8 protein-coding genes, 2 rRNA genes and 6 pseudogenes (1 of these 16 running past the window's edge) are annotated in these 11,469 nt (G+C 61.2%); 6 read left to right on the top strand and 10 right to left on the bottom strand.

Annotation, left to right across the window (positions count from 1 at the left end; genetic code table 11):
• From NUH86_RS20490 to NUH86_RS24915, 4 genes and pseudogenes are all read left to right on the top strand, one after another.
• Positions 1-2,214 (top strand): 23S ribosomal RNA (locus NUH86_RS20490) (it extends 582 nt beyond the left edge of the window).
• A 136-nt stretch (positions 2,215-2,350) separates the two neighbouring features.
• A 5S ribosomal RNA gene (gene rrf / locus NUH86_RS20485) occupies positions 2,351-2,465 on the top strand.
• Between the two features lie 154 nt (positions 2,466-2,619).
• Positions 2,620-3,000, top strand: a pseudogene (locus tag NUH86_RS20480) (transposase); the annotation flags it as partial.
• Positions 3,001-3,348: 348 nt separating this feature from the next.
• Positions 3,349-3,453 (top strand): annotated as a pseudogene (locus NUH86_RS24915) (IS110 family transposase); the annotation flags it as partial.
• A 1-nt stretch (position 3,454) separates the two neighbouring features.
• Here NUH86_RS24915 and NUH86_RS20470 read toward each other — a convergent pair.
• Positions 3,455-3,622, bottom strand: a pseudogene (locus NUH86_RS20470) (transposase); the annotation flags it as partial.
• Positions 3,623-3,866: 244 nt separating this feature from the next.
• Here NUH86_RS20470 and NUH86_RS24780 point away from each other — a divergent pair.
• Entirely contained in the window at positions 3,867-4,169 is a 303-nt protein-coding gene (locus tag NUH86_RS24780) for a hypothetical protein (protein WP_323749029.1), read from the top strand.
• Here the strand turns inward: NUH86_RS24780 and NUH86_RS20465 are convergent.
• Complete coding sequence (locus NUH86_RS20465) at positions 4,058-4,507, bottom strand: host attachment family protein (protein ID WP_267252339.1); 450 nt, start codon at positions 4,505-4,507, stop codon at positions 4,058-4,060. The two genes, NUH86_RS24780 and NUH86_RS20465, sit on opposite strands and share 112 nt — an antisense overlap.
• Before the next feature lie 257 nt (positions 4,508-4,764).
• Between NUH86_RS20465 and NUH86_RS24910 the strand changes: the two are divergent.
• A pseudogene (locus NUH86_RS24910) lies at positions 4,765-4,884 on the top strand (hypothetical protein); the annotation flags it as partial.
• Positions 4,885-4,898: 14 nt separating this feature from the next.
• Here the strand turns inward: NUH86_RS24910 and NUH86_RS20460 are convergent.
• From NUH86_RS20460 to NUH86_RS20425, 8 genes and pseudogenes are all read right to left on the bottom strand, one after another.
• Positions 4,899-5,359, bottom strand: a pseudogene (locus NUH86_RS20460) (sulfite exporter TauE/SafE family protein); the annotation flags it as partial.
• A 62-nt stretch (positions 5,360-5,421) separates the two neighbouring features.
• Positions 5,422-5,820, bottom strand: a pseudogene (locus NUH86_RS20455) (DUF6691 family protein); the annotation flags it as partial.
• Positions 5,817-6,254 carry a YeeE/YedE family protein gene (locus NUH86_RS20450; protein WP_267252337.1) on the bottom strand — a complete coding sequence of 146 codons (438 nt, stop codon included), beginning with the start codon at positions 6,252-6,254 and terminating at the stop codon, positions 5,817-5,819. The pseudogene NUH86_RS20455 and the gene NUH86_RS20450, both read right to left, overlap by 4 nt.
• Positions 6,251-7,168, bottom strand: a complete 918-nt coding sequence (locus NUH86_RS20445; RefSeq protein ID WP_267252335.1) for an MBL fold metallo-hydrolase — start codon at positions 7,166-7,168, stop codon at positions 6,251-6,253. Before NUH86_RS20445 ends, NUH86_RS20450 begins: the two co-directional genes overlap by 4 nt.
• Positions 7,169-7,240: 72 nt before the next feature.
• Positions 7,241-8,503, bottom strand: a complete 1,263-nt coding sequence (locus tag NUH86_RS20440; RefSeq protein WP_267252334.1) for an MgtC/SapB family protein — start codon at positions 8,501-8,503, stop codon at positions 7,241-7,243.
• Positions 8,500-9,192, bottom strand: a complete 693-nt coding sequence (locus NUH86_RS20435) for an ABC transporter ATP-binding protein (RefSeq protein WP_267252333.1) — start codon at positions 9,190-9,192, stop codon at positions 8,500-8,502. Before NUH86_RS20435 ends, NUH86_RS20440 begins: the two co-directional genes overlap by 4 nt.
• On the bottom strand, positions 9,189-10,439 hold the full coding sequence (locus NUH86_RS20430; RefSeq protein WP_267252332.1) for an ABC transporter permease: 1,251 nt from the start codon (positions 10,437-10,439) through the stop codon (positions 9,189-9,191). Before NUH86_RS20430 ends, NUH86_RS20435 begins: the two co-directional genes overlap by 4 nt.
• Positions 10,436-11,434, bottom strand: coding sequence for an efflux RND transporter periplasmic adaptor subunit (locus NUH86_RS20425; protein ID WP_267252331.1), 999 nt, complete (start codon positions 11,432-11,434; stop codon positions 10,436-10,438). Before NUH86_RS20425 ends, NUH86_RS20430 begins: the two co-directional genes overlap by 4 nt.
• Between the last annotated feature and the right edge of the window lie 35 nt (positions 11,435-11,469).

The following is an 11,469-nucleotide window of genomic DNA, read 5'->3' as shown; positions in this document are numbered from 1 at the left end:
AGTGACCGCGTACCTCTTGCATAATGGGTCTGTGACTTAGTGTATCATGCAAGCTTAAGCCGTTAGGTGTAGGCGCAGCGAAAGCGAGTCTGAACAGGGCGATAGAGTATGATGCATTAGACCCGAAACCCGGCGATCTAGGCATGACCAGGCTGAAGGTGCGGTAACACGCACTGGAGGGCCGAACCGTTTAATGTTGAAAAATTATCGGATGAGTTGTGTTTAGGGGTGAAAGGCCAATCAAGCCGGGAAATAGCTGGTTCTCCGCGAAATCTATTGAGGTAGAGCGTCGAATGATTGCCGTTGGGGGTAGAGCACTGGATGGATGCGGGGGTCGCGAGATCTACCAACTCTAACCAAACTCCGAATACCAACGAGTCTAGTTCGGCAGACAGACGGCGGGTGCTAAGGTCCGTCGTCAAAAGGGAAACAGCCCTAACCTACAGCTAAGGTCCCCAAGTCACGTCTAAGTGGGAAAGCATGTGGAACTTCCAAAACAACCAGGAGGTTGGCTTAGAAGCAGCCATCCTTTAAAGAAAGCGTAACAGCTCACTGGTCTAAACAAGAGGTTCTGCGGCGAAGATGTAACGGGGCTCAAGACGTGCACCGAAGCTTAGGGTGTGATCTTCATGATCACGCGGTAGCGGAGCGTTCCGTAGGCCGTTGAAGCCATCTGGTAATGGGTGGTGGAGGTATCGGAAGTGCGAATGCAGACATGAGTAGCGATTAACAGTGTGAGATGCACTGTCGCCGAAATTCCAAGGGTTCCTGCTTAAAGCTAATCTGAGCAGGGTAAGCCGGCCCCTAAGACGAGCCCGAAGGGGGTAGTCGATGGGAACCACGTTAATATTCGTGGGCCTGGAGGTGTGTGACGGATGGCGTAACTTGTCTGGCCTTATTGGATTGGTCCAGGCAGGGAAGTTGTCCCAGGAAATAGCCCCTCCGTATAGACCGTACCCTAAACCGACACAGGTGGAATGGTAGAGTATACCAAGGCGTTTGAGAGAAGTATCCTGAAGGAACTCGGCAAATTGCCTCCGTACCTTCGGAAGAAGGAGGCCCCACATGAAGGCAACTTTTTGTGGGGGGCACAGGCCAGGGGGTAGCGACTGTTTAGCAAAAACACAGGGCTCTGCTAAGTCGGCTTCAAGACGACGTATAGGGCCTGACGCCTGCCCGGTGCCTGAAGGTTAAGAGGAGGTGTGCAAGCACTGAATTGAAGCCCAGGTAAACGGCGGCCGTAACTATAACGGTCCTAAGGTAGCGAAATTCCTTGTCGGGTAAGTTCCGACCTGCACGAATGGCGTAACGACTTCCCCACTGTCTCCAGGATATGCTCAGCGAAATTGAATTCTCCGTGAAGATGCGGAGTACCCGCGGTTAGACGGAAAGACCCCGTGCACCTTTACTGCAGCTTCAGAGTGGCATTAGGAAAGAACTGTGTAGCATAGGTGGGAGGCTTTGAAGCCGGGACGCCAGTTCCGGTGGAGCCATAGGTGAAATACCACCCTGTTGTTTTCTGATGTCTAACCTCGCACCGTTATCCGGTGCAGGGACCCTCTGTGGCGGGTAGTTTGACTGGGGCGGTCGCCTCCTAAAGAGTAACGGAGGCGCGCGATGGTGGGCTCAGGACGGTTGGAAACCGTCTGTTAGAGTGCAATGGCATAAGCCCGCCTGACTGCGAGACTGACAAGTCGAGCAGAGACGAAAGTCGGTCATAGTGATCCGGTGGTCCCTCGTGGAAGGGCCATCGCTCAACGGATAAAAGGTACGCCGGGGATAACAGGCTGATGATTCCCAAGAGCTCATATCGACGGAATCGTTTGGCACCTCGATGTCGGCTCATCACATCCTGGGGCTGGAGCAGGTCCCAAGGGTTTGGCTGTTCGCCAATTAAAGTGGTACGTGAGCTGGGTTCAGAACGTCGCGAGACAGTTTGGTCCCTATCTGCCGTGGGCGTCGAAATTTGAGAGGAGTTGACCCTAGTACGAGAGGACCGGGTTGAACATACCTCTGGTGTACCTGTCGTCGTGCCAACGGCGCAGCAGGGTAGCTATGTATGGACGGGATAACCGCTGAAAGCATCTAAGCGGGAAGCCTCCCTCAAGATAAGATTTCTTCGAGCGGTCGTAGACCACGACCTTGATAGGCCGGATGTGGAAGTGTGGTAACATATGAAGCTAACCGGTCCTAATTGCTCTGATCGCGCCTGAGAGTCCCACCATCAATGACAACACTGGAATAAAACCCAGCGTCAGCCATCGAGCGTGGTGATAAGCTCATGCCAGATAACAAACACACATAGCAAAACGTGCACGGCATCGAAAAACCCAAAGCGCAAGCTTCATTGCTTGGTGACCATAGCGTCTGTGACCCACCCGATCCCATCCCGAACTCGGCCGTGAAACCAGTCTGCGCCGATGGTACTGTGGCTCAAGCCCCGGAAGAGTAGGGCGTCGCCAGGCATTGAAGCTCGCGCTTTGAAATAAAAACCCAATCACAAAACAACGCACCGCAAAAGGCCCAGTCCCGCAAAGACTGGGCCTTTGCTCGTTCCATTCCCAACATATCCACCCAAACGCCGCCTGCGCGCGCGGACCCATCACGTCCGACGCGCCTGCGAGCGCCGCCAATGCCCATGATGGCGCGCGACTGCCCGATCTGATCAGCAAGGAGAACACCGCCTCCGGCGTTTGGGCCGATACTGCCTATCGATCGAAGAAGAATGAGGCATTCCTCGCCAAGGGCATGTTCACCAGCAATATCCACCAGAAGCGACTGCCCCGTCGGCCGCTACCCGAACGGATCGCCAAGGCCAACGCAAAACGCTCAAAGGTCCGCGCTGCCGTCGAGCACGTCTTTGCCGGGCAAAAGCACCGTATGGGCCTGGTCGTCCGCACCATCGGCATCACTCGCGCCAGGATCAAGATCGGTATGGCCAACCTGGTCTATAATTTCCAGCGCCTTGCATGGCTTGAAGCCCGAACTGCGCCTGCATGACAGGAAATCGGTGTGCAGAGCGCGCCTCAATACGACAATCACGCCGCCAGGAGCGACGAAAAAACGTACTTCGTCAGACCCGCGTGCCCCGTCCTAACCCATCAGGCCAAAATCATCCGGTTTTTCGAGCTGAGTTAATCGCTGCTCTGCTTCGCTGATGTGCGCCAGACTGCCGATATCAGGAATGAAGGAGACTCGCTCATGAACCATTATGCAGGACTGGATGTCTCGCTGGAGAAGACGGCGATATGCATCCTCAATGAAGATGGCGTTGTCATCCGGGAACTGGTGGTTGCCAGCGATCCGGCGGCGATTGCGCAAGCGCTTTACGATGTCGCGCCGTCCTTCCGGCGCGTGGGCCTCGAAGCCGGCCCCCTGGCGCCCTGGCTCTATGCAGGTATCGCCGATCTAGGCCTGCCGGCGATCTGTATCGAGGTGCGGCAGATGCGCGCGTTTGCCAAGTCATCCGGTCGCCGGAACGCTCGTGCCGGCCGGCGCCGACCAGGCCATCGACGTCGGCCTCCATGATGATCTGCAATACGCTCTCGGCGATCGTCCGCAGGAAATCTCCATCTCCGGTCTTCGTCATCAGCTCTGCAAGCGGTAGTCTGTCGTCGGTCATCGGGATCAACTCCTCGGTGGGCGTGTGAAGTGTGGTAACTCCACCTTACCGATGAGCCCGGTGGCCACCGAGATCGAAATCGCATGGGGTGGGGCATGCCCACCCCATGCGATCGCCTCAATCTACACCGGAAATTACACCACGAGCGCGGACGCTAACTATCGGTCAACTTGACTTTTCAGGAAGGCGAAAAATCAGTTAAATCAAGGTACTATTCGAGTCACGTAAGCCGCCATATCCGGACGTGTCACTCAAGCGAGCCCGTATATTGCGGGATGAGGCGAGGGAAGCCCATGCTGCTGGCCTGGATCCCGCTCTCGAAAAGCAGAAGGCGAAGGCTGCCGCCAGGATCAGCGCGGAGAACAGCTTTTCAAAGGTAGCAGAAATGCTTCTGGAAAAGCAGGAGCGAAAAGGGCTCGCGGAGCCGCCACTCCGTCAGAACCTGCGCGGCCACTTCGTCAGAATCTGGACGATGTCGGTCGCAGGATGTTTGACAAGGTCTTTGTCCACTTCTGCGATCAGCCTTTTTCTGATCGCCGGGGTATAATGGTCCCGCAGGATATGAAGCGTCGCCGGTGGTGCGACGACGATGATGTCGGCTTCATGCCCGGCGACGGTTTCCGCTAGAACTTGTGCCGCTTCGATAGCCAAACGATCTTCCCGCAGTTGATGGATATCGGCCTGCCGGTAGCTGCTTCTGGTGCCGCCCATGCTGGAAAAGCTGACGCCTGGCGCGTCGGTCAGCTGTTCCCGATTAGGCGGGTTGTCGATCTGGCGATGGGCGACGACTGACAGTTCAGGGTTAAGGGCGTCGCCCTCATTCCTCAACACCAGCATCCTTGAACCGTCAGTAACGAGCAGGATCGTTCCATAGGCGATTTTCATGATCAATCTTCCCTCGACTGCAGACCCGCAATGCAGGTCGTGAACCTTTCGGACGAGGACGCGGGAGAGTCCCGGCCGGTCTGCAAGCGCATTATGGGTCGTTAAGCCCGATACGCGATATTGGGGCTTTCCCTTATGGTCCCGGATGTGGCCATGGGGAAGATGGGTCCATCGGCTTGGCCGCCGACATGAGTCCGCTGGTGAGGTTGGGGTGAGAAACGTGCAGGAGAGTGCAGGACTGCTTCCCTATCGCTGGCATGAAGGAGATTACAGGTCTTCCTGGCGCATCCGGCGGCCCATACTGGCAGCGTGAAGACGAGGGTACCTGGCAGATTGCAAAGGGCGCGCCGCTGCCGGGGGAGGCGCTGCCCAATACGGCTTTGCGAGAGTTTCAGGAGGAGGTGGGGATGCGCCACGCAAAGATGCTGGTGAGGCGTGCGGTCCGCTCACCCAGCTTTTCCGCCGCCCGCGTTCCCGCGAGGCTGCCCGCCACTCCGCCGAGGGCGAACACGAGCGCCAGCAGCCAGTCGACCAGGCCGGAAAAGGCGTAGTTGGCTGCTGTGGTGAGGCCGAACGCTGTGACGGCGATCAGCGAGGTGCCGGCCGCCATCAGCATCGGCATGCCGGTCGATGCGACCAGGCCGGGCACGATCAGAAACCCGCCGCCAATCCCGAAGAAGCCGGAAAATGCACCCGATCCAGGGCCATAGGCGATCACCTGGGGCGCTTTTTCGCGATTCATTCCGCGCCGGGATCGCCGGGATTGCGCCGGTCCTTGAGCATCAGCCCGCTGACCAGACCGAGGACGAAGCCGACAAGGCCGCCCTTCAGCCCCGCGGCGTTTCGGAGGCCGGGGGCCGGTGCCTGCCCGTCCATTTTGCTCGTTGGCTTGTGCCTGTGGTGCCGCTGGGGACAAAATGATTGAGCGCCATGCCCGCGAGCATCGCCAGCACGAAGGGCGCGGCATGAATCGGCTTCAGCGCCAGGCTGGCGATCGCAGGTCCGGGGCAGAGTCCGCCGAGGCCCCAGCCAATGCCAAAGAGCACCGCGCCCACCGCCAGCTTCCAGTCGAGACTCCGTGTTTCCGGCAGGTTGAAGGTTGCTCCGGCCAGCGGGCGCTCAAGTCGTTTCTGCACCACCCAGGCGATCGACATCGGGATCATCGCTCCGCCCATGACGAAGGCGAGCGTCGGATCCCAAGGGCCGAGAAGGTCCAGGAAGGCGCGCACCCGCATCGGGTCCGTCATACCGGATAGCGCAAGGCCCGCGCCGAACAGTGCGCCTGAGATCAGGGCGAGGACGACCTTTATCATAGCGCACCTGTGAGGCGAAGAACCGCGACTGTCGCAAAGCCGCTGGCCATGAAGAGCGCCGTCGCGAGGAGAGAGCGGGGAGAGAGGCGGGACACGCCGCATACGCCATGGCCGCTGGTGCAGCCGGACCCCAGTCGCGTGCCGAAGCCGACGATGAGGCCGGCGATCAGCAACAGCCCGATCGAAGGGAAGCGCGCCGGCACTCCGCCCGACAGCAAGGATGCGATAAGCGCGCCAACAGGCAGGCCGATGATGAAGGCAATTGCGACGTTGCGCGGCGCTCCGCTGTCAGCAAGCCCAGTCGCGCGGGCCGCAAGGCCGCTGACACCTGCTATGCGGCCAAGGCCGAGCAGCATGATGGCGGCGGCGATGCCGATCATCAGGCCGCCAATCAGGCCTTCGACGGGTTGCGCTTGGGGGAAGGCGGGGATCATAGCTGGTTCACCGGAATCTTGAGATAGACGATGCCATTATCTTCTGGCGGCGGAAGGCGGCCCGCGCGCATGTTCACCTGCACTGACGGCAGGATGAGGCGCGGCATGTCGAGCGTGCGGTCGCGCGCTTCGCGCATGGCGACGAATTCATCTTCGCTGATGCCGTCATGGGCGTGGACATTGTGGCGGCGCTGCTCCGCGACTGTCGTTTCCCACAGATAATGGTCGCGCCCCTCCGGCAGATAATCATGGCACAGGAAGAGGCGCGTTTCGGGCGGCATTTCCAGCAGACGACGGAGGGACCGGAATAGCTGGCGCGCATCGCCGCCGGGGAAATCGGCACGCGCGGTGCCATAATCGGGCATGAACATCGTGTCGCCCACGAACACCGCATCGCCGACGACATAGGCGACGCAAGCAGGCGTGTGACCCGGAACGTGCAGCACAGTGACGGGAAGATCGCCGATGGAGAAGCTTTCGCCATCCTGCCAGAGATGATCGAACTGTGATCCGTCGTGCGGGAACCCGGCGCCCGCGTTGAACAGCTTGCCGAACGTCTGCTGCACTTCCCGGATACGCGCGCCGATGGCGATTTTGCCGCCGAGCTGGCGCTGAAGATAGGGGGCAGCCGACAAATGATCGGCATGGGCGTGCGTTTCCAGATGCCAGTCGACCGTCAGCCCTTCCTTTTCGACATAATCGATGATGGGTTTGGCGGCATCCAGGCTGGTCCGGCCGGACGCCGGATCATAGGTGAGGACACTGTCGATGACGGCGGCGCGCCGGGTTGCGGCATCGCGGACGACATAAGTGACTGTGAAGGTCGGAGCGTCGAAAAAGCTCCGAATCACGGGCACGGCCTTTTGCGCCGTGATCACCTGCCGCGTCGCCTTTGCGAGTGCATCGTCGGGCATGCGCTTCTCCACCACCTTCCATCCATCCTGCGCTTTTCGCAGCGCGATGCACTACGGAATTATCCGCATCCATCAGATGACAATCGCCCAAGCCAGGATGCTGGCTGCTGCCGTCCCCAACGCTGCAAAGAGCGGGATCGATGCCCGGACGCCGCCATGGCCCCAGCCGATCACCACTGTCATGATGGCCTTGGCCAGCGTGTTGGCGAGCACCGCGCCACCCAGTGACAGCCCGGCGGTCCGATCGTTGAGCATATGGGCTGGCAGTCCCGACATGGTGATGACCGCCGCATCGACATCGGAGATGCCGGTGAGCGTCAGCACCACCGCCATCCCCTGCTGCCCGAAATGATGGAGCGCCCATCTTGCCACCAGCGACAACACGATCACCATGGCCGCCAGGATCAGCGCGGGGCCGAAGCCAAGCGGGTTGGCGATGCTCACCTTTGCGCTGTCGCCGCGATGATGGCGGAAGGCGAAAAGGGCGAACAAGATGGCGACGAACGTTGCGGGCGCCATGGTAAGGGCCAGGGTCGGCAGCGCGCGGGGGATAAGCGCCAGTGCCAGCAGTTGAACCCGGACGAACATCACGATCGAAGCGATGGCGATGCCAGCGGCGAGTGGGCCACGAATGGTGGGTTCGTCCCGCAGGCGCCGCGCATATTCGGCTGTTACGGCGGTGGAAGATACGATCGCGCCGGTCAGCGCAACCAGCAGAATGCTCCTGCCCTGTCCCAGCCGCCGGGACAGGGCATAGCCCGCGAAGGACAGGCCGATGACGAACACGACGACCAGCCAGATGTTGCGCGGGTTCCAGGCTTCATAGGGGCCCATCGCTCGATCCGGCAGCAGGGGCAGGATGACGAGCGAGACCAGCAGGAAGCGCGAGACGCCTTCGATCTCCTGATCATCCATGCCCCTGAGCAGTGCGTGCATTGACTGCCGGGCGCTCAGCATGGCGAAAGTTGCGCCGCCAATCGCCAGGCCCAATACCGGAGAGAAGCGGGTTGCGCAGAAGCTGGCGGCGAAGGTCAATATGCCCGCCAGCGTCGTGGTAGCCGACAGGTGGTCCTGATCCACGCTGCGGACATAGCCTGCGGTCAGCACCGCCGCCACGCCGATCGCGAGCGCGGCGGCCATCATGTCCGGCGCCAGACCCCCGATACCGCCGATCAGGCCGATCAGCCCGAAGGTGCGAAAACCGGCTACGCGGCGGCCGGTGCCGAAAGATCTTTGCGCCCAGCCCCTTTGCATGCCGATCAGCAATCCGATGGCTATGGCGGCCAGCAGTGGCATATAAGGCTGTATGATCGAGGGGCTGACGCCAGCAGTCATCGCGGCCTCACGCTCGTTTCCTTGATACGGCCGTCCAGCATGGAGATTTGCACATCGGCCGCCGCCGCGACATCGGGATCATGGGTGACGCAGACGACCGCGCGGCCCTGATCATGGGCAAGGTTGCGAAACATCTCGACCACGCGGGCGCTGTTCTGGCTGTCGAGATTGCCTGTGGGTTCGTCCCCCAGCACCAGCGCCGGATCATTGGCGATGGCGCGGGCGATGGCGACGCGCTGGCGCTCACCGCCAGACAGGCGATCGGGGGTCTTCGCGCTTTTCTCTCCAAGACCCATGCCCTCAAGCAGCGCTTGCGCCTTGGCCTGTATCTCGCCAAGCGAAAATTTGCCGAGCCTGCGCATGGGCAGCATGACATTTTCGAGCGCCGTGAATTCTGGCAGAAGAAAATGGAACTGGAAGACGAAACCGAAGCTTGCCAGCCGGATTTGGGCGCGCGCGTCGCCGCGCAATGCATTCATGTCCCGTCCGTTGAACAGCACATTGCCCTCTGTTGGACGGTCCAGCAGACCAAGGAGATAGAGCAGCGAGGACTTGCCGCAGCCGGACGGTCCCACGATCGCGACAAAGGTCGCAGGCTGGATGGATAGGGAAACGTCAGCGACCAGCGTGACGGGAGGCGTGCCCGGAAGGCTACGGGAAACGCCCTCAACTTCTATAATCGCGCTCATACCGCGCCCCGCAATATGTCGACCGGATCGACCCGCGCGGCTTTGCGCGCAGGCAACCATGCGGCGATTACGCCTGAGAGCAGGGAGGCGGCCGCAGCGATTGCGTACTGGCGGGCGGAGCGATCAAGCGGAAGACGTTGGTCTTCCCCGGCGATGGGGAATTTGAGCGAGCCTAGGATGGCCATCAGTCCGTAGCCGAGCAACCATCCGGCGATGATGCCGATCAATGCCAGAGCCAGACCCTCGAACACGAAGATCAGTTGAAGATCGCGCTCTGAAAAGCCCATGGATCGCATGATCGCGATGTCTCGCCTTTTGTCCGACACGCTGTTGGACACGACCGTATAGATGCCGAAGCTGGCGACCAGCAGGATGGCCGACACGACGCTGTACATGATGACGTTGCGGGTCACGAGCAGGGAGAGAAAGTCGGCGGAACGCTCCTGCCAGCTTTCCGCCTTGTAGGCGTAGCGCGCCTCCAGGCGGCGGCTGATCGGTTCGGCCTCATAGGGGTCGGAAAGGCGTACGCCGATGCGGTTGATGATGAATGGACGGCCAAGCAGCGATTGTGCTTCCCTCAGCAGGACATAGCCCAGCCCCGATGAAATCTGCGTCTGGCCGCGCTTGAACAGGCCGACGATGCGGAGCGACCGGCTCTTTGCCGAAGCAGAGGTCGCCCCAACCACGTCACCCACGCCAAGGCCAAGCCGCCGGGCCATTTCCTCACCGATGATGATGCCGCCTTGCGTGCTTTCCAGGTCGCGCAGCCTTCCGACGCGCAGTTGGTCCTGGATGGTGCTGACCTTTTCCTCGATCGCGGGATCGACGCCGACGATGGTGAGCGCTTCCTCGCGTCCGCCGCTGCGCAGCGTTATCGCGCCGCTGAGACTAGGCGAGCCGATGGCCCCGGGCAGCGCGTTGACGGTGCGCAATATCTCCGCCCAGCCTTTAAGCCCGCGCACCTCGTTGCGGACCTTGTAGTGGCGAAGATCGACTGCCGCGCCCTTGTAAAGACTGACGCCAGGCTGGGGCGGCGGGCTGCGCAGCTCGTCGGAAATGATGATATGCGGGGCGGCGTCGATCAGCGTCTTGATGAAGTCATTCTGGCTGCCGATCATCATGGCGGAAACGGCGAGAAAGAAGCCGACGCCGACGGCCACGCCGCTCACCGCGACGATGGTCTGGCGGCGGCGGCCGACAAGGTGACGGGCGGCGACGCTGGCCAGCAGCCGTAGCTGACCGATCATTGCCGCACCCGAACGCGCATATCGTCCTTGAGCTTCCCCTCCGGCATTTTAACCACCATGTCATCGCGCGACAACCCGGAGAGGATTTGAACGTCGCTGGTCCCGGCAATCCCGGTGCGGACAGTTTTCGCATGAACGCGGTGGCCGCGAACGATCCAGACCTTGCCGTCTTCAATCGCGCTCGCTGGCGCCAGTAGCGCTCGTTGCGCCCTGCGCGTGACGATGTTGACCTCCAACGTCAGGCCCAGCGGCAGCGCCACTGCGCCGTTCGTCACGATGCGGGCGCGAAAGGCGCGCTGTTCAGGATCGCCGCCCGGTGTTACTTCCCGGACATGACCGCGCAGCACTCGGCCGGGCCAGGCGTCGCTCGACATCAAAGCTTCCTGACCGGCATGGACGCGGGCGACGTCGCGTTCGTCTATGGTGGCCGTGATCCAGATGCGGGAAGGATCGCCCAGCGTCATCAGGATGCGGCCGGGGCTTGCGAGGTCGCCTGGCTCCACGTCCTTACGCAAGACGATGCCATCTATGCCCGATCGCACGATCATCTGGTCGAGCCGGGCGCTGGCGCTTTTCTCCGACGCCCTCGCGCCGTCGGCGGCGGCGACAGCCGAATCCCGAGCGGCGCGGGTGACCCATCCTTTCGCGAAGAGCGAGAGCGTGCGCTGTTCGTCCTGCTGCGCGAAGCGGCGTTGGGCCGCTGCCTGCTGTAGCGCGTGTCGCTGTTCCTCGTCATCGAGAAGGACGAGCGGCTGGCCGCGCACGACGCGCTGCGCTTCGTCGGCGAGGACTTGGCGGACCGGAGCGGTGAGGCGGGCGGAGACCGACACGGGTTGTCGCGCCTCAACAAAGCCGGTCGCATAGACCAGCTCGACCGCATGGCCGATGCGGACGGGCGCAAGCTCCACCTCCTGCGCCCGGCCCGCGAGCAACCACCATGCCGCGGTCGCCGCGACCAGCGCGAGCGGCAACAGCCAGAGCGCGATGCGTTTCATAAGAGGGTATATAGCATCACGCGAAGATCATTGCC

The sequence above is a fragment of the Sphingobium sp. JS3065 genome, from assembly GCF_026427355.1.
Taxonomy (GTDB): Bacteria; Pseudomonadota; Alphaproteobacteria; order Sphingomonadales; family Sphingomonadaceae; genus Sphingobium.
The sequence above is the reverse complement of the archived record's forward strand: the minus strand, read 5'-3'. Positions and strand labels throughout refer to the sequence as shown.

Excerpts from the sequence above, each read along its gene's own strand:
- NUH86_RS20430 (WP_267252332.1), bottom strand. The coding sequence starts at position 10,439 with ATGATCGGTCAGCTACGGCTGCTGGCCAGCGTCGCCGCCCGTCACCTT.
- NUH86_RS20440 (WP_267252334.1), bottom strand. The coding sequence starts at position 8,503 with ATGACTGCTGGCGTCAGCCCCTCGATCATACAGCCTTATATGCCACTG.
- NUH86_RS20445 (WP_267252335.1), bottom strand. The coding sequence starts at position 7,168 with ATGCCCGACGATGCACTCGCAAAGGCGACGCGGCAGGTGATCACGGCG.
- NUH86_RS20425 (WP_267252331.1), bottom strand. The coding sequence starts at position 11,434 with ATGAAACGCATCGCGCTCTGGCTGTTGCCGCTCGCGCTGGTCGCGGCG.
- NUH86_RS20450 (WP_267252337.1), bottom strand. The coding sequence starts at position 6,254 with ATGATCCCCGCCTTCCCCCAAGCGCAACCCGTCGAAGGCCTGATTGGC.
- NUH86_RS20435 (WP_267252333.1), bottom strand. The coding sequence starts at position 9,192 with ATGAGCGCGATTATAGAAGTTGAGGGCGTTTCCCGTAGCCTTCCGGGC.
- NUH86_RS20465 (WP_267252339.1), bottom strand. The coding sequence starts at position 4,507 with ATGAAAATCGCCTATGGAACGATCCTGCTCGTTACTGACGGTTCAAGG.